Annotated in this window: 18 protein-coding genes; 4 read left to right on the top strand and 14 right to left on the bottom strand. The window is 60.8% G+C overall.

What is annotated here, in order from left to right; all coding sequences use genetic code 11:
- Nucleotides 1-15: 15 nt before the first annotated feature.
- From VLA07_RS17715 to VLA07_RS17695, 5 genes are all read right to left on the bottom strand, one after another.
- Nucleotides 16-969 (bottom strand): D-2-hydroxyacid dehydrogenase family protein, encoded by a 954-nt coding sequence (locus tag VLA07_RS17715; protein ID WP_333990012.1) that lies wholly within the window; start codon nt 967-969, stop codon nt 16-18.
- A 13-nt stretch (nt 970-982) separates the two neighbouring features.
- Complete coding sequence (locus VLA07_RS17710; RefSeq protein ID WP_134786295.1) at nt 983-2035, bottom strand: alpha/beta fold hydrolase; 1053 nt, start codon at nt 2033-2035, stop codon at nt 983-985.
- Nucleotides 2036-2121: 86 nt separating this feature from the next.
- The gene (locus tag VLA07_RS17705) at nt 2122-2556 is read right to left on the bottom strand and encodes a YqaA family protein (protein WP_330207251.1); all 435 of its coding nucleotides are present in this window, start codon (nt 2554-2556) and stop codon (nt 2122-2124) included.
- Complete coding sequence (locus VLA07_RS17700; RefSeq protein WP_103369533.1) at nt 2556-3002, bottom strand: DUF411 domain-containing protein; 447 nt, start codon at nt 3000-3002, stop codon at nt 2556-2558. The genes VLA07_RS17705 and VLA07_RS17700 overlap by 1 nt, the downstream gene beginning before the upstream one ends.
- Before the next feature lie 328 nt (nt 3003-3330).
- A complete protein-coding gene (locus tag VLA07_RS17695; protein ID WP_333990010.1) occupies nt 3331-5322 on the bottom strand; it encodes a methyl-accepting chemotaxis protein in 1992 nt (663 codons plus the stop codon).
- Nucleotides 5323-5704: 382 nt separating this feature from the next.
- Here VLA07_RS17695 and VLA07_RS17690 point away from each other — a divergent pair, with 382 nt between their 5' ends.
- On the top strand, nt 5705-6232 hold the full coding sequence (locus VLA07_RS17690; protein WP_027612032.1) for a hypothetical protein: 528 nt from the start codon (nt 5705-5707) through the stop codon (nt 6230-6232).
- Between the two features lie 48 nt (nt 6233-6280).
- On the opposite strand, the gene VLA07_RS17685 is transcribed toward VLA07_RS17690, so the two are convergent.
- From VLA07_RS17685 to VLA07_RS17660, 6 genes are all read right to left on the bottom strand, one after another.
- Nucleotides 6281-7204: a GNAT family N-acetyltransferase gene (locus VLA07_RS17685; RefSeq protein WP_096797496.1), complete on the bottom strand. Its 924-nt coding sequence runs from the start codon at nt 7202-7204 to the stop codon at nt 6281-6283.
- A complete protein-coding gene (locus VLA07_RS17680; protein ID WP_333990007.1) occupies nt 7204-8493 on the bottom strand; it encodes a phenylacetate--CoA ligase family protein in 1290 nt (429 codons plus the stop codon). Before VLA07_RS17680 ends, VLA07_RS17685 begins: the two co-directional genes overlap by 1 nt.
- A gap of 49 nt (nt 8494-8542) precedes the next feature.
- The gene (locus tag VLA07_RS17675) at nt 8543-10945 is read right to left on the bottom strand and encodes an aldehyde dehydrogenase family protein (RefSeq protein WP_333990005.1); all 2403 of its coding nucleotides are present in this window, start codon (nt 10943-10945) and stop codon (nt 8543-8545) included.
- Nucleotide 10946: 1 nt separating this feature from the next.
- Nucleotides 10947-12077 (bottom strand): LuxE/PaaK family acyltransferase, encoded by a 1131-nt coding sequence (locus tag VLA07_RS17670; protein WP_333990002.1) that lies wholly within the window; start codon nt 12075-12077, stop codon nt 10947-10949.
- The gene (locus tag VLA07_RS17665; protein ID WP_333990226.1) at nt 12074-13330 is read right to left on the bottom strand and encodes an MFS transporter; all 1257 of its coding nucleotides are present in this window, start codon (nt 13328-13330) and stop codon (nt 12074-12076) included. Before VLA07_RS17665 ends, VLA07_RS17670 begins: the two co-directional genes overlap by 4 nt.
- A 264-nt stretch (nt 13331-13594) precedes the next feature.
- Complete coding sequence (locus VLA07_RS17660) at nt 13595-13729, bottom strand: hypothetical protein (RefSeq protein WP_256214187.1); 135 nt, start codon at nt 13727-13729, stop codon at nt 13595-13597.
- Between the two features lie 157 nt (nt 13730-13886).
- Here VLA07_RS17660 and VLA07_RS17655 point away from each other — a divergent pair, with 157 nt between their 5' ends.
- Nucleotides 13887-14075 carry a hypothetical protein gene (locus tag VLA07_RS17655; protein WP_007961862.1) on the top strand — a complete coding sequence of 63 codons (189 nt, stop codon included), beginning with the start codon at nt 13887-13889 and terminating at the stop codon, nt 14073-14075.
- 18 nt (nt 14076-14093) lie between these two features.
- Here VLA07_RS17655 and VLA07_RS17650 read toward each other — a convergent pair whose 3' ends face one another.
- Nucleotides 14094-14471: a fe2+ zn2+ uptake regulation protein gene (locus VLA07_RS17650; protein ID WP_333989999.1), complete on the bottom strand. Its 378-nt coding sequence runs from the start codon at nt 14469-14471 to the stop codon at nt 14094-14096.
- Between the two features lie 277 nt (nt 14472-14748).
- On the opposite strand from VLA07_RS17650, the gene pvdQ reads away from it, so the two are divergent.
- Nucleotides 14749-17094: a bifunctional acylase PvdQ gene (gene pvdQ / locus VLA07_RS17645; RefSeq protein ID WP_333989998.1), complete on the top strand. Its 2346-nt coding sequence runs from the start codon at nt 14749-14751 to the stop codon at nt 17092-17094.
- Between the two features lie 89 nt (nt 17095-17183).
- Here the strand turns inward: pvdQ and VLA07_RS17640 are convergent, their stop codons facing one another.
- On the bottom strand, nt 17184-18191 hold the full coding sequence (locus tag VLA07_RS17640; protein WP_333989996.1) for a FecR family protein: 1008 nt from the start codon (nt 18189-18191) through the stop codon (nt 17184-17186).
- A gap of 152 nt (nt 18192-18343) precedes the next feature.
- Here VLA07_RS17640 and VLA07_RS17635 point away from each other — a divergent pair, with 152 nt between their 5' ends.
- Complete coding sequence (locus tag VLA07_RS17635) at nt 18344-18613, top strand: PepSY domain-containing protein (protein WP_007961867.1); 270 nt, start codon at nt 18344-18346, stop codon at nt 18611-18613.
- A 53-nt stretch (nt 18614-18666) separates the two neighbouring features.
- On the opposite strand, the gene VLA07_RS17630 is transcribed toward VLA07_RS17635, so the two are convergent.
- Nucleotides 18667-23493 (bottom strand): hypothetical protein, encoded by a 4827-nt coding sequence (locus VLA07_RS17630; RefSeq protein WP_442969551.1) that lies wholly within the window; start codon nt 23491-23493, stop codon nt 18667-18669.
- Nucleotides 23494-23508 lie beyond the last annotated feature (15 nt).

Raw genomic sequence — 23508 nt, 5'->3', positions numbered from 1 at the left:
ATCGAAATGTTGCGATCAATTCAACAGGCGCAGCGGGCTCCCGGCGGCCCACCCCTGAATATCCTCGATCATCTGCGCAAAGAACTGCGCATAGTTCTGCCGGCTGACATACCCCACATGTGGCGTGGCCAGCACATTGTCCAATGTGCGAAACGGGTGCAGTTCAGGCAGCGGCTCCTGATCGAACACATCCAGCGCCGCGCCGGCGATCTTCTGTTTCTGCAACGCCTTGATCAGCGCCGCTTCATCGACGATCGGCCCGCGGGCGGTGTTGACCAGCAGCGCGGTGGGTTTCATCCAGTCCAGCGCCTGTGCGTCCACCAGCCCGCGACTGCGTTCGCTGAGTACCAGATGCACCGAAAGCACATCGGCCTGTTCGAACAGTTGCTGCTTGCTGACCCAGGTTACGCCGGCTGCTTCAGCGCGTTCAGCGGTGAGGTTTTCGCTCCAGGCAATCACGCGCATGCCGAACGCCTGACCGAATTGCGCGACCTTCTGGCCGATGCTGCCCAGACCGAGAATGCCCAGGGTCTTGCCGTGCAAATCACCGCCCAGCCCTTGCTGCCAGCCACCGGCGCGCAGGGAGTTGGCTTCGTTCAGCAGATTGCGCGTGGCGGCCATGATCAGCGCCCAGGTCAGTTCCGGCGCCGCGTGTTTGTAGCTGTCGGTGCCGCAGACCTTGATCCCGAGCCCGGCGGCCGCCGGCATGTCCAGCGCCGCGTTACGCATGCCACCGGTGACCAGCAGCTTGAGATTGGGTAGGCGCTGCAGCAGGTCCTGATCGAAACGCGTGCGCTCGCGCATCACGCAGATCACCTGGTACTGGCCCAGACGTGCGGCCAGTGTGGCGTTGTCCGCCGGGTAGTCATGCACAAACGTCACCTCGCCGATGCTGTCGAGCACCGACCAGTCAACCACGTCCCGCGCCACGTCCTGCCAGTCATCGATCACTGCAATCTGCACCGCCATCAGCCTTACCTCATCAACGAACGGGATTGGTGTTGTTCAGCCAGCCGAGCAGGGCCTGGTGAAATTTCGCCGGTTCTTCCATCTGCGGCGCGTGGCCCATGCCAGGGAATTCCACCAGCGTCGACTGTGGAATCAGCTTGGCGACCTGCTTGCCGAGCACCTCATAGTGGCCGATTTTCGCCTTGACCTCGGGTGACGCGAGGTCCTTGCCGATGGCCGTGGTGTCGGACGTGCCGATCAACAGCAGGGTCGGCATCTTCAGGTCCTTGAACTCGTAGTACACCGGTTGGGTGAAGATCATGTCGTAGATCAGTGCCGAGTTCCACGCCACCTGGGTTTTGCCCGGGCCGTTGCTCAGGCCGGCGAGCATGTCGACCCAGCGGTCGAATTCGGGTTTCCAGCGGCCGTCATAATAGGTGTTGCGCTCGTAGTCGCGAATGCCTTGGGCGGTGACTTTGAGTTCGCGTTGATACCACTGATCAACGGTGCGGTAAGGCACGCCGAGGGCTTTCCAGTCTTCCAGGCCGATCGGGTTGACCAGCGCCAGTTGTTCGACCTGATCAGGGAACAGCAGCGCGTAGCGAGTGGCGAGCATGCCGCCGGTGGAATGGCCGAGCAGGGTGGCTTTCTGAATGCCGAGGGCCTTGAGCAGCTGTTGGGTGTTGGTCGCCAGTTGCTGGAAGCTGTACTGGTAGTGATCGGGTTTGCTGGAGGTGCAGAAGCCGATCTGATCCGGCGCGACGACCCGGTAACCGGCCTCGCTCAAGGCCTTGATCGAACTGTCCCAGGTGGCGGCGCAAAAGTTCTTGCCGTGCATCAGCACCACGGTGCGCCCGTTGGCCTTGCCGTGGGCGGCGACGTCCATGTAGCCCATCTGCAGGGATTTACCCTGGGACTGAAAGGCAAAGTGCTTGAGGGTGTAGGGGTATTGGAAACCTTGCAGCTCCGGGCCATAGGTCTGGCCATCGGCGGGTGCAGTTTCAGTGGGCGCTGCAGCGTGGGCGAACAGCGGCAGCGCAGCAGTCAGGACCAGGCCGGGCAGCCAGCGGGATAGCGTGACGGACATAAGGGCAAACTCCATGGAAATCGGCTGATGCTGGAACGCCCGGATTAGGGCGACGTTAACCACAGGCAACGCCATGGCCGGAATGTTCAACCGAGCCAGCCCAGCGTCAGCATCGCCACCACGGTGTAACGCGCAGCTTTGGCCAGCGTGACGATCAGCAGAAAGCGCCCGAGCGGCTCGCGCATGACGCCGGCGATCAGGGTCAGCGGATCACCGATCACCGGCAGCCAACTCAGTAGCAGCGACCAGTGACCATAGCGCTCGTAGTGTTTGCGCGCAGTGGCCATGTGGTTCGGGCTGACGGGAAACCAGCGTCGATCCTGAAAGCGTTCGAGGCCGCGCCCCAGCCACCAGTTGACCAGCGAACCGAGGACATTGCCCAGCGTCGCTACGCCCAGCAGGCCCCAGAGCCAGTAACGGTCGCTGGCAATCAGCCCGACCAGCAGCGCTTCGGATTGCAGCGGCAACAGCGTCGCAGCGCCGAACGCCGCCGCGAACAGCCCGACGTAACCGGCAGCCATCAATGCGCCGGGTAGTCCGCCACCACCACATCCGTGCCGTCCTTTTTCAGGCCGATCACTTGATAGGCATCGCTCATGCCGTCCATTTCCATGCCCGGTGACCCCATGGGCATGCCCGGCGCGGCGATACCCAGCAGATCGTCACGCTTGCTCAGGGCCAGCACTTGTTCCGCCGGCACATGGCCTTCAACGAACTTGCCGTTGATCAGCGCGGTATGGCACGAGCCCAGGCGCGGTGGCACGCCGTGTTGCTGCTTGAAGCTGCTCATGTCGCTTTCGACATGGTCTTCGACTTTGAAGCCGTTGGCTTCGAGGTGGCTGATCCATTTTTTGCAGCAGCCGCAATTGGCGTCGCGATGGACTTCGATCGGGATCAGCTCGGCGGCCTGGGCCAGGGAGGACAGGAGCAGGGCGCTGAGGGCGGCCAGTCGCAGGGAGGTTCGCATGGTGGGCTCTCGACAAGGATGACGGTCAAAAAGGAAAGTATTTTGACCGGATTATCCTGCCGGGCATCAACGGAGTGTTTCAAGTTGATACAAGGCAGGCTGGCAGGATGATCATGGATCAAGCCTGACAGCCTGCTGAGCGAGAGATTACAAATCTGTCAGGCGGAATGGAGATGCGCTCTGTGGCGAGGGAGCTTGCTCCCGCTCGGCTGCGCAGCAGTCGCCAATCGGTTAATTTCGGCTTCCTGTTTATTGCGCTGCCAGAGTTGGGGCCGCTTCGCGACCCAGCGGGAGCAAGCTCCCTCGCCACAATAGACTGGTAGGGGACTCACCGAACCTTGAACCGCCCCATGATCGCGCTCACCCGGTTGTTGGCTTCCAGCAGCTGGCGGGTGTTGAGTTCGCTGGCCTGGCCGCTGTGCACCAGTTCTTCGACCATGTGGCGGATCTGCACCATGCTGCGGTTGATCTCTTCGGTGACCGCACTCTGCTGTTCGGCAGCGGTAGCGATCTGCGTGCTGAGGCTGTTGATGTGGCTGACCGAACCGGCCATTTCATCCAGACCCGAGTTGACCCGCGCCGTGGCGTCAGCGGCGGACTGGCAGCTGGCCTGAGTGTTTTCCATGGCGCTGACCGACGAGCTCACGCCTTGGGTCAGGCGGGTCAACATCTCGTTGATTTCCGAGGTGCTGGCCTGGGTGCGAGCGGCGAGGGCGCGGACTTCGTCGGCGACCACGGCAAAACCGCGACCCTGTTCACCGGCCCGGGCGGCTTCGATGGCGGCGTTGAGCGCCAGCAGGTTGGTCTGCCCGGCGATTGCGCCGATCACCCCGAGAATCTCGGTGATGCGCTGCGCGTCCTGCTGCATGCTCTCGACTTTCTGGGTGGCGCTGGCCACTTCGTCGATCAAGGCCACCACGCTGTTGGTCGCTTCACCGACCACCACCCGTGAGCGATCGGCGTTTTCGTTGGCGCGCTGGGTGAACGCAGCGGTTTCAGCGGCATTCTGCGCGACGCTTTCGGCCGTCGAACTCATTTCGGTGATGGCGGTAACGGTCTGATCGGTTTCCGAAGCATGGCGCAGCAGAATCTGGCTGGTGTTGGCCGATGTACGCTGCAGGTCGTCCAGGCTCGAAGCCATGGCGCCGGTGGCTTGGGTGACTTCACCGATCATGTTCTGCAGGTAGGCAATAAAGGTGTTGACCGAGTGGCCGATGGCGCCCAGTTCGTCTTCGGCACGGATGGTGATGCGCCGGGTCAGGTCGGCATCGCCGCTGGACAGCAAGTCGATGTTGGCCTTCAGCGCTTTCATCCGCGACACCAGTTGGCGGATCGCATACACCTGCAACAACACCAGCAGGATCACCAGCGGAATCTGCAACAGGCTCAGGCTGCTGAGCACGTCGTCACGCTGGGCGGTGAGCATTTTCGTTGGCAGGGCGGTGGCGAGGAACCACGGCGTGCCTTCGATCGGGCGCATGAAGAAGGTGCTGGCTTCGCCGTTGTTGTCGAACTCGACGCGTTGCGCCTGATCGCGGTTCTGCAGGCCGGCCTTGACCTGACTGGCGAAGGTCGAACCGGCGGCCAGTTCGCTGATGTTCTTCAGCACGATCGGGCCGCTGATGCGCGAGCTGTTGTTGATGATCTTGCCGTCGGCCTCGACTATCAGCATTTCGGCGTTGAGGTCTTTTTCCTTGCGCGCCACCAGATCGTTGAAGAAGCCCAGCGTCACGTCGATGGTCGACACGCCCCACGCTGCACCGTTTTTCTGGATCGCCATGGCGCAGTTGGTGCGCGGCTCGGCACTCGCGTCATCTTTATAGGCAGCGGCCCAGGCGCACTGGCCCCGCGGGGTCTGCATGCCGCCCTTGTACCAGCTCTGGTCGTAATAGTTGGGCGCCGCGTCGCTGTTCCAGAAGGTGTTCACCGCCAGTTTGCCCGAGGTATCGCGGTGCCAGAAGGTGCTGAACTTGTTGCGCCCGGCCTCACGCTGACCCGGCAGTGGCCAGATCCCGCCGCCGAAGACTTTCAGTTCGCCGTATTGATCCACCAGGCCCGGCAACACCGTGTCGATGGCCGCGCTGTCGAGCAGCGGAATGGTCTGGGTGATGCTGCGCTGCTGCGCCTGGACTTTGTTCAGTTCGCCCTGAATCTGTTCGGCGACTTCGGCAATCCGGTTGAGCACCACCTGTTCTTCGGTATGCCGCAGCTTGGGCGCGACCAATTGGCTGATACCGACCACGGTCAGCACCGACAGCAGCAGGATGAACAGAACCAGAAATAACGTGTAGCGAGCCTGAATGGTGCGGAGTGCGGGCATGGATACCGGTCCTTGAGCTGCGATTCTTATTGTGGGGTCGAGGGAAAAACGGCGGGGTCACACCAGCGTATCGTCGGCGAACGGGGAAGCTTTAAGTACTTTGGTGCAAGAAAGTGTCGGGCTGACGGAAGGGGCGTGTCGACTCCGATACAAATGGATCGACCCTCTTGTCAGCCAGCGCAAAAAAAAGCTTCGCGAGCAATCGTCAAACTGCCATGAAACCGCGGCACCGTGAGCTTCTGGCAATTTGTATCGAGAATGTACAAAAATTGTAAGCGGCTGCACTAAAAGGGTTGGTGCCACCAGTTCGCCGGTAGATACTTCCCGGCATTCAAGTAGTCCAGCAAGGGCATTTCATGGTTATTTCACAGGGAGTCTTCTCATGACGATCGGCATTGTCGGCGGCTGGGAGAGCAAGGCAGGGGTGCTGGTTCGCAATACAGGCGCGAAGAAGGAGGTCAAGCAAAGCCTCAAGGTGCAGCAGATGCTCGCCAAGGTCGGCACCAATCCGACCGCGCTGAACACTGCCGAAATGGACAAGCAGGGCCTGCGCAAAAATATCAAGGGGTTCGATCCGGCGAACGTCTCGGTCAAGCAACTGAGCAATCTGAGTGTTTTTCTGCGTGAACGCGGGCTGATTTCCGACATCACCTCCTTTACATTGCTCAATGCCGGCGACAAGTTCGACCGTTTCGGCGTGACCAAAGACCCTGATGCAAAATTCAATGCGCTGGAGTATTTCGCCACCCAGCTCGACGCCATTCAGAACAATGGCCTCAATGGCAATGCCTACGGCAAGAACCTGATCCCTGAATACAAAAAGGCGATCTACGTGCTGCAGAACCTGAAAACCTACGGTGAAGGCAACGCGGCGAAACCGGTGGATCAAGGCGTCAAGTCCAAGGCCTGAGCCGGTCACCCACGGCCCACCCATTGATTGGGTGGGCCGTTTTCGTTTTTAGTCCTGATACCTTTCGCCGGCCTGCTGCGCCTGATCCTGCAGATTCTGCATATGTGGACAGTGCAGGCTCAGCGTGGAGGCCTGGTAGCCACGATGAAACAGGGCCAGCCAGCCGTCGCTGTGGTCATCGGGGACAATCCCGGTGAAAGCGAAACCGGCATCGGCCAGTTTGCGCAGCGCGCTGGAAAACCCTTGGGCGAGTCTGAGTCTGATCGAAATCAGCCAGTGCGCCGGCAGTTGTCCCAATTGCTCGAGCAGGTTGTCATCGAGGGCCTTGAGCAGCAGGTCGTAGCGCCCGGATACGTGATCGAAGCGGATCTTCGGGCCTTTCCATGGCACGGTATGGTCGGTGGTACCAAACACCGCCTCCAGACGCGACATCAGCTCGCGGCAATCCTGCGGCCAGGCGAGTGCCGGCAGCGGGCGCCGATAACCGTCGATGCTGCAGTGACCCACAACAATCGTCTCCCGCCCGGTTCCACCGAACGGCGAGGGCGCGTAATCGGGCAACAGACCACAGCTGTGAAACCCCAGGCCGGCGGCCATGCGCTGCGTATACGGGTGATGCGTGACCTGTTTGATCGTCACGCCTCGGCAATCCAGCGCCTGTGCATGAATCAGCAACTGCTGGCCCAACTGGGTGGCGATGTTTTGCCCGCGAGTGTCTGGGTGCACTACGGTCAGTGCCAGCTCCGCCAGTGCGCTTCGGCCAGATTGGCGAAACAACGTGGCGTGCCCGCAGATATGCTCGTTTACCACCGCTACCAGCGAGTGCCAGCGACCGTCACTGTGGTTCTGGCTGATCATCCAGGGCAGATACACGTGGGGTTGAGGATAATGAACGCCGTAGATTTCTTCGAACAGGCGGCTGACTGCCGGCGCATCGGCGACGCGATAGCGGCGGATGATTGTCGTGTCCATCACGCTTGCCCCTGCTGCGGATGGTCGTAAACCCGTCGATCCACGACCCGCTGATGTTTGCCGGAGCGTGGATGACAGGTCAGTTCATCGTTCGCACAGGCGATCACGTTCAGCTCCAGCAATTGATCGGACTGCAGCTTCTCGATCAACGGGTATTGGTCGATCAGCGCACGGTGCAGGGTTGAGCTTGCCTGGCTGATGTCAGCCGTTCGCGTGCAGGGTACCCACTTGAGGCTCAGCAGATCTTTGCTTGCTCGCTGTTCGATGAGCAGTTGCCAGTCATCGCTGGCGGCGATCTTGCGCACCAGCTCGCCGATATCACCGGTATCCAGACTCAACACGCTCACCCGCACGCGCTGGCTGTTCATGCTGCGGCCCATCAGGGCGAACTTGCGCATCGGCGTCCCCGCCGGTTCACGCCAGCAGGCGAGGTCGCCGACCGGATAGCGGATCACCGGCATCAGGCGCCGGGTGAGGTTGGTCAGGACCAGCCTGCCGTTACGGTTGCACTCTTCGATGACGTCACCGCTCACCTCATCGATGATCTCCAGCACGCTATGCCGCTCCAGCATTCGGTGTTCGCCCAGGGCGCAATCGCGGGTGCTGACGCCGATCAGTCCGGCATCGACGCTGGCGTAGCCGATAGAGGCAATGCGTGCGTTCGGGAACACCCGCTGGAGCGTTTGCAGCTGGGCGGCGAACAGGCTTTCGCCGCCGTAGAGCAGGGTTTCGACGCCCTCCAGGATCCGTGACTGGCGCTCAAGCCAGGCGGCGAATTTGAGCATTTGCGCCGGCAGACCGGCCAGCACATTGATCCGGTACGCAACGATCGACTCGGCCAGTACGGCGCTGTCGACGGCCCCGGTGAAGGGAAATTCGCTGACGGGAGTCTGGACATGTGCCAGCGCGTCGTGGAGAAAAATGAAGCTGGCATACAGGTCGCCGACGAAGAACAGATTGGCGACCCGGTCGCCGGGGTTCAGTTGCGCCGTGAGGTGGCTGCCGAAATCGCGCACCAGGGTTTGCCATTCTGCGCGGGTGAACAGCGAGAGTTTTCCTGAGCCGGTGGTGCCCCCGGTCTTGAAGACCATCGCGTCTTCCAGCGGGCCTGACAACACTGGCCATTGATGCGGATGCTGACTGTCACGCCAGTATTGTTCAGGGTCGATCAGGGGCAGTTCAGTCAAAGCGCTGATGGGTGCCGCGACATCTTTGAAGTGTTCGCGGCAATAGGCCGAATGTTGGCGGGTGTAACCGAGCAAATTGTTCAATTCAACGATCGTGTTCATGATTTTTTCTTGTATGAAGTGGCGATGGGCCGCGTGCAGATAGCTGCTGTCAGCGGCGCGTATCAATCAGTAGGGGAGTCTTGCCGCTGTGCCGGTTTCGGGCGAACTGCTCGACGGCACCCTGCTCGACGTCCAGCGTGAGCAAACCGGTCTGCACCAGCGTGATCAGCGTCGAATAATTCTGCAGTCGGCGGTGGGCCTCGGCCGGCTCCAGAGGGCAGTGCAGGCGCATGCGTTCCAGGCCGTCAGGGCCGTGGTCGAGGACCAGTTGAAACGGAACCTGAAGGTGCTGCTCCAGGATCGCCAGCGAAATGAAATCGGTGCCGATGCGCAGCAGGTTGCCGTGGCGTTGCAGCAGTTCGAAGCGCGGCGACGTCAGACCGCAGGCACACGGGCCGGGTAACCAGCGTCCGCTGTCGCCAATGTCATAGCGCTGCACGGACTGACCCTGACGCTCGCGGGAGGTCACCAGCAGACGACCGGATTCGCCGTCACCGACCGGCACGTCATGCTCGAAATCGACAATTTCCAGGTGCTGGATGTCGCTCATCAGGTGGAACACACCATCTGCCGTGGCCCGGCAGGCATGGCCCAGGGGACCGGCATCGACGCTGCCGTAAATCGCCGAGCGGATCAGGCTGACGCCGCAACTTTGCAAGAGCTCGCGGGTTTGCTCACTCAGGTGTTCGCCACCGAGAAAGACCTTGGCGACGCCACCGTAGCGCCGGAGTATTTGTTGTTCGTTGATAAACAACCGGTGCAGGGTGCCGGGCATGCCGATCAGCACGGTGATCCGTTGAGCCTCGATCATCTGCGCGATCTCGTGGTAATCGTCGTCCGCAGGGGCGCCCATCGGCCAGTGTCGGGCCTGCAGTTGTTCCAGCACTTTGGCAAAACTGGAGAAGCCGCCGTACAGTCCGCCGCTGAAAAACAGGTTCATGACCCTGTCCTGCGCCGGGTCCAGTCCGGCTGCGAGCAAACCATCGGCGGCCGCCTGCATCTGGCGCTGGAAGTCGTGGTAACTGAAGCCGGAAAGCACAGGTGCGCCACTGCTGCCGCCGGAGCGAAAGAACAGCTGCGCCGCTGAATCCGGCGGCTGGCGGACGAATTGTCCCTTGTCCATGATCGCCAGTCCGGTCAGTGGTGGTGGGGCAGGCAGCTGATCAAGCGTGGAGTGGCTGGTCAGTATGTTCGCCGGCAGACTGACCGATACGCGTCGACTCAGGCGCTGCAGCGCATAAACACCGTCGTGGGGTTCGCCGTCGTAGCCATCGTGAATAGTCTCGATCGGGGTAATGCGCGTCACACCGGCGGCAATCAGCGTTTGCGCCAGTTCGGCGATCTGCGCCTCGGGACACAGCAAGGCGCAGCTCTGCAGCACGTTGCGCCAGGGCAGCAATGTAGCGCTGAGCCGCTCGCGGGGCAGGGGTTTGAGCAACAGGCTGCGAAACAGCGCAGAAGGTTCGAGCTGGCGATCATGGCTCCAGATCACCCGCCAGCCCGACGCACTCCAGACCCGGCCGGTCTGCCCGGCAAAACTCTGGGCCAGCCGGGCCATCGCCGTGCAGGTGGTGATTTGCGAAGCCTCTTCAAGCGTCGGTGCAAGGGCCGGCCATTGGCCGGCACGGCGCTCGAACGCGGCGGCCAGTTGCTCCCCGATATCGTTCAGTACGCTCGCGTCGTCGCTGTCCACCAGCAACCACTGCGGGCTGGAGCAGGCTTGCTGATCGAGGCGGCAGACTTCATCGACAATCGCATCGAGGACGGCGGGCGATGCGGCGTCCGGGCTCAGGTAGGCGAAGCTGATGCGGTGCCCCCAGTCGATCCAGCGACAGCCTGGCGGGATCTGCTGGCGGATGGCTTGCAGCGCGGTTTCGCCGCCCCACGCCGCGACACCGTTGGCGTGCCTGCACAACTGGTCGATCTGTTCGGTGCGGGTCGGCAGCACCGCCACGTAACCATTGAGTTGTCCGCTTGTATCACATGCAACCAACGCCTGAAGCAGGCGCGCGGTGAAGCCAGCGTCACTGCTGCTGGGGCGCAGCCAGTTGACGTTGCCGCTCAGCAGACTCTCGATCACCGCACAGAACGCCAGCAGCGGCGCATTAGCCGGAGTGATATGCACCACCAGGCCCAGCGGACTCCAGCGCTCGAAGCGTGACTGTCGATAGTCGATACGGCGCAGCGATTCGGGGCGCAAGCCCAGCTCACGATCCAGCTTGGCTTGCAGGGCGGCAGGCTGGCAGAAATCGATCAGTGCTTCGCGCTGACCGGGAGCCAGTGGCAGTTCCGTTTTTTCTTGTTGCAGACGTTCGGCGAAGGCCTTGGCAGTGGCGAGCAGCGTGCTGGTTTGCAGTGGAATCTGCAGCCTTCGTGGCAACTCCCGCTGAAGTTGGTGCAAGGCGCTGTCGAGGCTGCACTCGGTGTGCAACTGACCGTTGATCAAGTACATATCAGTGCCTCCCCAGCAGTTCGGACGCGGCCATGGCACAGCTCCTCGCGGCTGTGGTACCGGCGCGGCCGTGCAACTGGAACCAGTCGCTGGCCAGACCGCAGGCACAACGGGTGCCGGGATGCAGCGTGGCCAGATCGCTCATGACCACGGCATGGGCCGGGCTTGAGGAAATGTAGGGCGAGACCAGACTCAGCAGGCCGCGCTGGCCATAGGGCAAGACCGAAAAATCCACCGGACAGCGTATGTACACTTTCGCGTAGACCGGTACGTGAAAGTGATGGTGGGCGCATTCGACGTAAGGCACCGCGTGTTCGACGGCGCCGTAACCGTCGCGACAGTCTTGGGTAGCGATGCCCAGTTGTTGCTGGATCCGTGCATACAAGGCTTGTCTGGGGACTTCTTCGGCGGCGCGGGTTTTCCAGCCGCCGCCGAAAAATGCCAGCGATCCAGCTGGCAGTTGCAGGTCCGCCACGCCGGTGGCGCGCATGCGTTGCAGGGTTTCCCAGAGAAAGGCGGGAAAGCCGAAGATGCGCACCGGCAGACCTTCTTCGGCAAAGGCCTGCAAGGCGCTGATCACGCCGAACAGATCAAACTGGTGGCCGTTACCATTGCGACGCAGGGCGTAAACCACCCGATTGGCGGGAGCAAAACCGCACAGGAATTGATCGGTGAAGGATGTGCCCAAGGTGTTTTTCTGCTCGGGCTCATAGCCGAGCAACAGGTAGTTGCACGGGGCATGCGGGGTAATCCAGCCATATTGGGCGAAAATCCGTTCGACCATGTACTGCGCGGCGCCGAGGCTGCGCGCGTCGTAGCGCATGCGGCTCTTCTGCCCGCTGGTGCCGGAGGAAGTCAGTTCCAGGGCGTCTTCGCCCGTCGGACTGAGCAGCATCTGTTGCTTGAAGAAACTGGCGAAAATCGGTGGCAATTGCGACCAGTCGTCGAGCTCGTCCAGGTCATCGACAGCGATTGCATGGGCGTTCAACCAGTGGCCATAACCGGGCGTATGGTGAGCGTGAAACCGGGTGATTTCGCTCATGGCCAGATTGAACAGCCCTTTGGGGACGGCCTCCTGGCAATAGGGCTGCGGCAATGCGCAAAGCGCATCGCTGTGGGGGAACAGAGTCATCGAATATCCTTATTGATGTGTGGTGGGCGCGGCGGATGCCGCAGAAGGCGGTAGAGCAGGGGCAGGCACAGCAGGCCGCCGAGGCCGGCGAGCAGGGAAAAGGATTGCAGGTTCGAGCCACCGCCGATGATGGCGATGAGCGAGCCGCCGCTGCCCATCACGGCAATCGACAGCATGCCGATCATGGCCGAGACCAGCCCCTTGCCCGCATCGCTGGAGAACAGCGCGAGGCGGTACAGCGCGGCGTTGCTCATACCAAGCCCCAGTGCATACACGGCCAGTGCGCAAACGGCCAATGGCAGCGCAGCCGAACTCAGGGCAGCAGCGATCAGCCCCAGCAGTCCGAGGCAAAACGGCCACAGGGCCAGACCGATCACCTGGGCGAGCGTGTGCCCGACGAGCAATCGATCGAGTAGTAAATTACCGAGGATCACCGCCGCAAACACCGGGATTTGCCACAGGCCATATTCCAGCGCAGACAGCTCAAGGCGTTGCATGAGCAGCACCGGCGCCAGTCCGATCCAGGCAATCAGCGGCAGGCTCATCAGGCCCAGTGTCAGACTGGCGCCGATGAATCGTCGGTTGCGCAGCAGCGCGAGGTAACCCAGGCCGATCTGCCTGAGCGAAAACGCCACGGGAGCCTGTCGCTGGCCGTCACGGCGCACGACGTCGATCGTTTCCGGCATCCAGGCAAGCAGAGCGAGCCAGACAAACACACTCGTTGCCGCCAGCCCCAGAAACATCTGTCGCCAGCTCAGCCATTCCAGCAGCAGGCTGCCGAGCAAGGGGCCGAGCAGCGGCGACAGTAGCGCCACGTTGCCCAGTAATGCCATGAGGCGCACGGCATCGGCCTCGCAGAACACTTCCTGCAGGGTCGGGTAGCTGACGGCGACCACAAAGCCCAGGCCCATGCCCTGGATCAGGCGCAACGCATTAAAGGCTTCAATGCGCTGCGTTATGACTGCGGCGCTGCACGCCAGGCCGAACAGCGCACAGCCGAGCAACAGCAAGCGACGCCGGCCGTAACGGTCGGAAAGGGGGCCGATCAGCCATTGCAGGCACACGCCACCAATCAGATACAGGTTGAAGGCGTTGGCTACATGCCGGGTATCGGCGTTGAACTCGCCGGTCACCGTCAACATGGCCGGCATGATCATGTCGCTGGCCATATAGGTGAGCAGTTCAAAAGCGGTAATGGCCAGGCAGAATCCGATAATCTGCACGGGCGTCATTACGATCAAGGTTCTCTGCATAAACATCCCTGTTTCAGTAAGCGAGAAAAGTTCGCAGAGACTAGAGGCAGAGTTGTCGCGGCAGCCAATCCTTTGCTGCGACATGAAATTTCAAATACTTACAGCGTATTTACTGACCCCCGCAGGCTGATCGAAAAGGCATTTGCGACGCGCAGGCGCGCCAACAAAAATGCCCGCTGGCGGGCGGGCATGGTTGGCATTGAAAAGGCTGGTGAGGTATCCCGACCGGTATTTCAGGCGCACCGGCGGGCGAACGGTCCTGTTCTATCGATGGTAATAACCGGGGCCTTCCTGATAACGATGGTGGCCATCATGCCAACCGCCGTGGGGGAAAATGATGCAGCCGCTCAAGGTCAGTACGGCAAGGAGTGGAATCAGCCAGGTGATTCGACGGAACATTTCAAAGGTCCTCATGGTTACGCCGGCATGAAGCCAAAACTCTTCATCGGCTGTAACATGAGACCGCGTTCGGCCAGGCCCATCCCCGCAACACGGTATGTGCATGGCATGCAACCGGATACAAACCGGATACATTTGAAAGTTTCAGGAACCCGCAATGACCCAGAAGCAACGTTTGAAATACTCGATCCTGATCGCCCTGTCGGTGCTGGCGATCATGCTCGGCCTGTCCTGGCTGCAAAATGCCGGGATGATCAGTCAGAAGATGTTCCAGTACATCGCCATGGGTGTGGCGGTGGTCGTGGTGGTGATCAACGGGGTGATGCGCCGCAAGGTCAAGCCCTGACGGCGATCGCGGGACGCTTCAATCGTGATTGAGCACGGCAGCAGCCTGTGGATGCAGGCTGTAACTCTTGTCCGGGTTGAAGGTGACCACACCTTCGGCGCATAGACGCTTCAACACTTCCCGCACGCTGAGAAAGGACAACGGAATATCCAGGTCCAGCAGTTGACTGTGCACGCCGCGCACGCCCAGGCGTCGCTCGCTTTGTGCGGCGACCAGCAGGGCGTCGATGACTTTCAGACGAATCAGGCTGGTGCGCAGGCCGAAGCTTTTCAGCAACAGACGAATACGCTCATTGCCCTGACGCTCGGGGCTGGGGGCGAAGCTGCTCGCGCGGGAACTCATGGAAGCTCCTTGTGACGCCTGGCTACCGTCCATTGGTAGTTGCGAGTTGTACATGGGGTTACTCCTTTTCAGAGCCCGATCAGGAAACGTTTTGACTGCTCTCAGTAAACAAGACGTTTCAGCACGACAAATCATGAAAGGAAATATGTAGAAATTTTGTCGGTTATTCGTTGTTTTCCCGTAATCAGTGAATTTCACCTTCCTCAATCGGGCTAAATTTTTTTTCTCGCATTCGTTTCCTGAACAGCCGTCTTGCGCCCAGGCGCATGAATCTATTTCAGAGTGGATCCGGCGCAAGCGCCGATCCTTGTCTTGTCGTTCAGGAGCGAGTGTGATTATTTCCCGACAGTTAACCGGACTGGCCCTCGCCGGTGCGTTTCTCGGACTCAGTCTGTCCGCCCATGCGTTCAGTCCCGCTGCACAAGCCAGTGCCGATATCCGCCGCACCTCCTTTGGTGTGCCGCACATCCGCGCGGAAAATGAACGCGGACTGGGTTTCGGCATTGGTTACGCCTACGCGCAGGACAACCTGTGCCTGCTGGCCAACGAGATCGTCACGGTCAATGGCCAGCGCTCGCGTTATTTCGGGCCGGAGCAGTTCACCGTCGAACAACGCGAGAATCGCGTCAGCGACCTGTTCTTCACCTGGCTCAATACGCCTGCAACGGTAAAGGCGTTCTGGGACGCGCAACCGGCGCAGGTGCACGACCTGGTGGAAGGTTATGCCGCGGGCTATAACCGTTATCTCGCCGAACGCCGCCAGCAGGGTCTCCCGCAACAGTGCCAGGGTGAGTGGGTGCGTGATATCAGCGCCGAAGATCTGGTCAAACTCACTCGGCGCCTGTTGGTCGAGGGCGGTGTAGGGCAGTTCGCCGAAGCCCTGGCTGGCGCGACGCCGCCGCAGGCCACGGCGCAGCTCGGCAGCGATGCCCGGGCCTATCAGTTGGCGGACGCGCGCCTGCAGCGCTTCGCTCTGGATCGCGGCAGCAATGCCGTGGCGGTCGGCAGCGAACGCTCGTTCAACGGACGCGGCATGCTGCTGGCCAACCCGCATTTTCCATGGGTTGGCGGCATGCGCTTTTACCAGATGCACCTGACCATTCCGGGCAAACTCGACGTCATGGGCGCAGCCTTGCCGGGGTTGCCGATGATCAACATCGGTTTCAACCAGCATCTGGCCTGGACCCACACGGTGGATTCATCCAAACATTTCACCCTGTATCGTCTGCAACTCGATCCGAAAGACCCGACCCGCTACCTGCTCGACGGCAAGTCGCTGCCGTTGAACAAGCAGACGGTCACTGTGCAGGTCAAACAGGCGGACGGTCAGGTGGTGCCGGTCTCGCGCGATGTCTACAGCTCGCAGTTCGGCCCGATCGTGCAATGGCCGGGCAAACTCGACTGGGATCATCAGTACGCCTACAGCCTGCGCGACGCCAACCTGGACAATGATCGCGTGCTGACGCAGTGGTACGCGATGAACCAGGCGTCGAGCCTCAAGGCTCTGCAGGATTCGGTGCACAAGCTTCAGGGCATCCCTTGGGTCAACACCCTGGCCGTGGATGACAAGGGGCAGACGCTGTACATGAACCTGTCGGTGGTGCCGAACGTCAGCGCCGACAAACTGGCCAAGTGCAGCGACCCGCGCATCGGCTTGCAGATGATCGTGCTCGACGGTTCCAACAGCGCTTGCGCCTGGGATATCGATCCGCAAGCTGCGCAGAAGGGCATCTATGCCGCCAGCCAGCTGCCGCAACTGTTGCGCAAGGACTTCGTCCAGCATTCCAACGATTCGGCGTGGCTGGCGAACCCGGCACAACCGCTGACCGGGTTCTCGCCGCTGATCAGTCAGGACGGCCAGCCGCTGGGCCTGCGATCAAGATTTGCGCTGGAGCGTCTGAGTGCTCTGGGCAAAAAAGGGCCGCTGGCGGTGAAGGATCTGCAACAGATGGTGATGGACGACAACGTCTATCTGGCGACTCAGGTGCTGCCTGATCTGCTGAAGTTTTGCGCTGCGGATCTGGGCGCGGACGCGGCCGCGTTGAAGCCGGTTTGTGCCAGTCTCAAGGGTTGGGATGGCCGGGCGAATCTGGATTCGGGCATTGGCCTGGTGCATTTCCAGAACATCATGCAGGCGCTGCAAGCGTCGCCGGATGTCTGGCGTGTGCCGTTCGATCCAAAAGACCCGCAACACACGCCACGCGGCTTGGCGATCGAGCAACCGGCCGTGAGCAAGGCACTGCGTGAAGCGCTGCTGGCGTCGGCTGCCACTGCGCAGAAAATGGGTCTCAAGCCTGAAACCCGCTGGGGCGATATTCAGGTGGTGAGCAGCGGCGCTCGACAAACCGCGATTCACGGCGGGCCGGGAACGCTGGGGATCTACAACGCGATCCAGAGCGTGCCGCGTGAAGACGGCAAACTCGAAGTGGTCAGCGGCACCAGCTACCTGCAAGTGGTGACCTTCGACGACAAAGGCCCGCACGCTCAAGGGCTGCTGGCGTTCTCGCTGTCCAGTGACCCCGAGTCGAAATACTCCCGGGATCAGACCGAGGCGTTTTCGAAAAAACAGTGGAGCGTGTTGCCGTTCACTGAGCAGCAGATCGCTGCCGATCCGCAGTATCAGCTGCAAACCGTTCGCGAGGTGGCGGGCAAGACTGCCGGGGTAGCTGCGCAGTAAGTTGTCCTGAACGAAAAAGCCGCTGCTCCTTGACAGGAACAGCGGCTTTTTTATTGCCCTGAGTCAGCCATGGCCGACGGGAACCGATTTCAGGTTTTTGGTGGCTGCCGCGGTATCGAGTTGATCACCGGATCACCCTCGGTATTACGGGTCAGGTAGACCGGCAGCACCTTGGGCAGGGTGTTAACGAGACCGCCGAGTTCTTTGATGTTGTAGACGCCGCCGACGCGGATCGCGCCGGTGTTGGCGTCGGCCAGTTTCAGTGGTTTGCTCAGGTAGCGATTGATCAGCGGCAAGGCTTCGTTGAGTGCCAGGTTGTCGAGCACCAGTTTGCCGCTGCGCCAGGCCAGGGCGTTATCGTTGGCGTAGGTCTGGCTGATCTGCGGCATGTAGTCCCCATGCCGGTACTGCGCCTGCATGGCCGGCCCCAGGCGCAGACCGTCGCCGGGCAGGGCAGCGTTGCTGGTTACCAGCACCGAGCCTTCGATCAGGTTGACCCGTACCTGATCTTCGTAGAGCCAGACATTGAAGCGGGTGCCGGTCACGCGGATCTTGCCTTCGCCGGCCCTGACCACGAACGGGTGGGAGAGGTCATGGCTGACTTCGAAAAACGCTTCACCCTTCTTCAGGGTGACCCGCCGCTCGTCCTTGTAATTACTGAAGGTCAACTCGGAATTGAGGTTGAGCTCTACCTGACTGCCATCCTTCAAGGTGACCTGACGGACATTGTCGGTGGCTGCGAAATGCTGGTAGCTGTCGGGGAGCAAGCCCAGGTTCCAGCCGCTGTAGGCCGCCAGTGGCAAGGCCAGCGCGCAGACGCTCGCGGCAATTGCGTAGCGTCGCCAGGCGGGCACCGTAGCGGTCAGCGGTACATTGAGCGTTGGGGGCAGCGGCGGACGCGGCAGATGTTCGGCAACGTCCCAGATCTCCAGCATCGCTTCGTATTCGAATGCATGCAGCGGATGCGCATCGCGCCATTGCTCGAAAGCCAGACGCTCCTCGGCGGAGCAGTCTACGGCGTGCAGACGCATGCACCAGTGCGCGGCGGCATCGGTGATCGCATCGTATTCGGCTTCCGAGAGGGATTCTTGGGTCATTGACTCGTCCTGATTTGCTGCATTCTAACCTTGCGAGCCGGGTGCCGAGAACATCCGTCATGGCAATTGCCCATCAAAGTGGAACTTATTTTTCCGGCAGACGCCCAAAAACAGGACATCAGAGGAACATCATCCACAAATGGAGTGAAAAAATGATCAAAAAAACCTTAGCCGCTGCAATCGCCACTGCCGCCTTGTTCAGCGCCGGTGCCGCCATGGCTGATCGTCCCGGTGCGGGCTGGGTCACCATTGAAAAGGCTATCGAGATCGTGAAAACCAAGGCCGGTTACGTCGAAGTCTATGAAATCGAGGCCGACAATGACGGCTACTGGAAAGGCGAGGGCCGCAAGGCCGACGGTTCGGTATATGAGTTCCGCATCGATGGCGCCTCGGGCAATGTATTGCGTGACCAGAAAGACTGAGTTCACCCGGCGATAAACCATGCGCAGGCCAACCGCCTGCGCATTTTTTTACCTCAGTTGAGCCCTCCGTGAGGTTGGGTTACCGGATCCAGCTGGCGGCCCATTTCGCAAATCAGAAAGGCGATCGAATCGGCATTGCGCAATATCGTGTCGATGCGTGGATGCGGGTTGGTCGGGCTGAGAAATGCCGTTCGCGCGTCCTCGAGATTCCTCGTCCCCGTGGTCTTGAGAACTTCCCTGCGCACATGTTCCATGCCCTCAAACTCGTCGATATCGAGCCACTCCTGAAGGTTGCCGCTCCAGCGCGAAAACAGCTCTTCACGGCGCGTGGACAGTGACAGTGCTTCGCGCTGAAATCGGGTCTGTACCTGTTTGCGGGCAGCTCCGTAACCGGTCACCGTAGCAATCAAGTCGGCAAACGGGCGCCGCGCTTCCAGGGAGGCGATGTCGACGGTCTTGCTGAACTGATGGGAAAACTCGTGGATCAGCGTCGCTGCCCGTGCATGCCCGTCAACATTGAACGGTTCGGTCAGGCCTGTGTTGTACCAATCCAGCCCTTGATTGAAGAACTTTTCGGTGAAATGGACTTTCTTGAGTAAATCGCCACCCAGTACAAAGGCTATTACACCCGAGCTGCTGTGTCTGTTCGAGCCGACCACAAAGCGACTGGTGTTCAACAGGTCTTCTGTTGGATCGACCAAGGCATCACAGATCGGCACGATGGCCTGCTTCAGCTTGTCGAGAATGTCGGCATCAATCCGTTGCACGTCAAAAAAAGACTTGAGAAAAGTATCGAGGCGGGTGCCCGGCACATAGTTTCTCAGCTGCGCAAGATTGTGCAGGCTGTTGAACGCGTAATGCCGGGCCAGATCAATTGCCTCGATCAACATGCGGGCCTTTTCCGGATGGCGGGCGCGGATTTCTTCCATGCCTTGCGCTTCGATATTCAGCATGTACCGCGCCTGGCGATGGGTGGCGTAATGGTTGAACATCGTCGACATGGCCTTGCCGAAATGCACGGTATGGCGATCCGGGTCCAGCACCAGTTGCCGGGAAGCGGTGTGTTGCAATACCGGGCCTGACTGCTCGGCGCCCTTGATCTGCCAGACGGCTCCCGGCCGCTCCACGGGATAGACTTTGCCGGCGATAGGGGCGTAAGTCGCTTTGGTTGTCAGATCCTGATACGTGCCCTCGGCAGCATCGTGAGTCAGATCCTTCAGGGCGATAGTCGGAGCTTCGAATGTCTGCAGCGAGGTGCGCAGCGGATCGGTCGGCTTTGTCTGCGCAAGGACGGGGGCGCTCAGCGTGGTTGGCTGCGGTGGTTGCGGCGCTGCCACGGCTTGAGATTCCAGACGTGACTCCAGCGCCAGTCGCCCGAGACTGATCATCTGCGCTGCGCCGGCGACAAAGGTTTCCAGCGCACGTTTCCAATGGTGATCCTGCAACGCTTCGGCCGAACCCATGAAGTCCTTGTAGCTTTGCCAGAGAAACTGCACATAGGCGAGTTTACCCGGCAGCAGGCCCCGGATCTGCTGGATGCCGGAACTGAACAGGTGCTTCGCGGCGTCCCGATCCGCCTGCGCCGATGGCAGCGAATGGCTGCTCAGCAAGTGTGGCAACAAGGCCAGATTGTCGTCGAACAACTGCAGCAGCAAGTTGCCGTTGATCGGGGTGGTGGCCAGGGTCATCTCGCTCGTCTGGCCGCTGCTCGCCTTGAACAACGCGCTGAAGATCGAACGCTGACCTTCCGGCAAGCGGCGCAGCAGCAGGTCCTGCAGTGAGCCCGGCGTATTCAGCGCGGCGATCACTGCCGCCTCGTCCTCGAACTCACTGAATGCGTGCTCTCCATGGTAGGGCGCATAAAGCACCTGAGGGCCGGATTTTTCCGCAGGGCCGATCAAGTACAGCCCCAGCGCCTTGATCGCGGATGCCCCGGCGGTCTTGATCAGCGCCAACGGCCGGACAATCGCATCGGCCCCTTGCACGGTCGCACGAGCGACGGCATCGGGCATGTCGAGCACCTGTGTAATCAAGTCGAAGGCTTTTGTCGACAAGCGTTGTTGCAGTTGTAACTGATGGGCATGTTGCAGCAGTTGCCAGGGTAGTTGCTGGATGAAACGCAGCTTGCGTTGTTCGGCGTCGACGTCATTCGCGGACAACACCGTGGTGATCTTATTGGCAAATGTTGTCGCAACGTTCAAGGACAACAGCAGGCTTCTGACCGCTTGCTGGTCGAGTCCCGTCGGCAGCGCCCGGTCGGTGCTCGAGCTGAGGGTGAATGCAGTGTCCTGGGCAATATGCGCATGGTTCAAGGCGAAATCGGTCAGGCTCATTGCAGACCCGATCAGGCTCAGCGCGGGAGTGACGGTGATTTGTTCGGGGTCGAGATCCTGCCTGTGCAAGCGGGTGCTCAGCAGCGTCTTTAGGGTCTGCCGGATGTAATCACGCAAGGTTGGCAGCGCGTGGAGATAATCCTCATCGTCGATGACGCTGTGCCGCCACTGTTCCAGCAGTTCCAGGTGCAACCGCTGATCGTCAAGCCTGGCCATTCCCAGCCAGGCAGGCAGTGAATGCTGCTTGCCGAGTGCCTGCGCCAGAGCGCTGGCGCGTTGCAGATTGGTTTCAACGACTTGCTCACTCAACGTTTTGAGAATCTGGGTTTCGCGCGGCTTTGGCCATTGGCGGTCCCGCACCTGTTCACAGCGCTGGAGGAAGTGTTCGATCGCTGATTCGGTGCGATCCTGCAGGACATTGCCGCTGATCAGCTGTAACCGTCCCAGCGTGTAGTGTTGATGGAACCTCTGGTGCAAGGGTGAAAGGTTTTCCAGCAGCACCAGGCGTTTTTGCGGATCCAGCAGCCGCTGGCTCAAAACCTGTCTGGCATGCTCGATCGAGCGGAAGACTTCCAGGCCCAGAGCCGGGGTCCACAAGATCGCGCGTCCGGAATGCTGCGTATCGAGGCCACCGCGTTCCGTGAGCAGGACGCAGTTGGCCAGCGGCAGCACTTCGCTCTCACCGGCGACCTGTAACGTCAATGACCAGGCATCCGGCCGAATCCCGTTGAGTGCCTTGCGGCGGCTGCGATCCGGGTGATCCGGATTGAACACGGTGTCGACCAGGGTTTGCGCATGACGGCTTAGCGTTCCGTCCAGGACTCTCAACCGTGCTTCGCCATTGATGCCGACAGAGAGGGCGTGCGCCAGCTTCGCTGCGATACCTTGCAGGTAGGTACGCTGCAGCGCTGTGACGGTCAACGGCTGGGCGGCGAAGTCTGCGGCGATGGTTGGCATGATGCTGGCGAACTTGCGCACTTCGGCTGCGGCGGTGTCCGCCAGCACCCTTGAAGGCAATGGGTTGCCGCTGAGCATCGGCCGGGTGCTCCAGCGCCCGCGAGCATCCAGGGTGACAAGGCGCTCGTGGAGCATCGAGCGGATGTCCAGGGCCTTATCGAACAGTGCGCAGATATCCACGACGCCGTCGCTGTGCCGGTACAACTGCAAGGCATAGTCGATGTTCTGTCGTTGCTTGGTGATGATCAATTCGAGCAGTACGCTGAACACGTCTCCGGCGATCGATTTGCCGGAAACCTGCGGCCGGTCGAAACCGAGGAAGCGCTGGCGCTCGTCGAGACTCAGCAGACCATAGAGTTCGTCTTCGTGCCCGGGGCTGGCGAACTTGCCGAGCAGCATGGATTTTAGATCTGCGTAGTCCTTGAGCACCTGCAAGCCGTGCGTCGGGGTATACAGGCAGCTTTCGGAATGGCCGATCATCAGCGCGCCGGCCAGCTCCACGAAGTTTGCCTGGTGCTCCCATAAACGCACGGTTTCCACGGCCGCGCGAGGTGCCAGACTTTCACTGAAACCCAGCGACGTCAGCAGGCTGTCGAATTGGCGCTGATCGATGATGCCCGCCTCGCGTTTGAGCAAAAAGTCCGCCAGCGCCTGCTGTCGAATGATCTGCGCCAATACGTCGCGCCGCGAGGCCCCGTCAGCACTGGGCCCATTCCAGTAGCGCTCCATTTGCTGGTACAGCAACACCAGCAGTTTGCCTGAAGCCGTGGTGATGGCTGTTTCCCAGTGTTGCTGATCACTGGCCAGGAATGTCCGACTCGGGTGCGAAAACTCATGGGTCTGGCCAACCGACCATCCGGTGTGGCGATAGTGCAACAGCAGTGCATCGCCAAGTGACAGCGCTTCAACCCCGCGCCGTGAAGCAAGGTCGGTCGATGCCGGGCCGGTGGCAGTCGTGGTCGCGTACAGGTTCACGCGCGTGCGTGTCTGGTCGACGCCGCGCATCGTCGGCGTCAGAAGTTCGTCGGTAATGGTCTGAAGCAGGCTGTCAAGTTCGGGCAGTTGCATCAATTCATCAAGCATCGCTTGCGTGTTGAGCTGCTGGCAATGCTCGATGACGGCGTGTTGATCCTCGAAGATATCGCCCTCGACAAGCTGGTAGGTCACGCTGATGCCGTGCTGTTCTGCCAGTCGTTTGCGTTGGGAAAGGGCGAGGAACGCCAGCAGCCGGTCATCCTCGCTGGCGCTGTTCAGACGCTGTTCCAGGTGCGCGGTCAGGGCGGTGAGGCTGGCATGTTTTTTCAGCCCGGCGAAAGGTGTGTACAACAGGATCCCGTGATCATCCGGGGTGGCACTGAGTATGAAACTGCCGGCTAGAGGCACCGCTGGCACACCAGCGGTATTGAGCAGGATGCGCTGGGCAAGCATGGGCGGGGTCTGCTGACTGCGCAGTGCGTGGGTCGCCAGTTGCACGTGACTCAGCCATTGGAGGTCAGCGGCGGACAAGTGATGGAGATTGCCGAGTTCGCGCCACGATCCGGGGGAGTTGAGGATGGGCTGGAACAGCAGGGGAGGAATGGGAGCAGGCATCATCGGTCTCGTTCA

Source organism: Pseudomonas sp. S3(2024), from assembly GCF_036861315.1.
GTDB classification, from domain to species: domain Bacteria; phylum Pseudomonadota; class Gammaproteobacteria; order Pseudomonadales; family Pseudomonadaceae; genus Aquipseudomonas; species Aquipseudomonas putida_A.
Note: the sequence above shows the minus strand (reverse complement) of the source record. Positions and strands in the feature narration are given on the sequence as shown.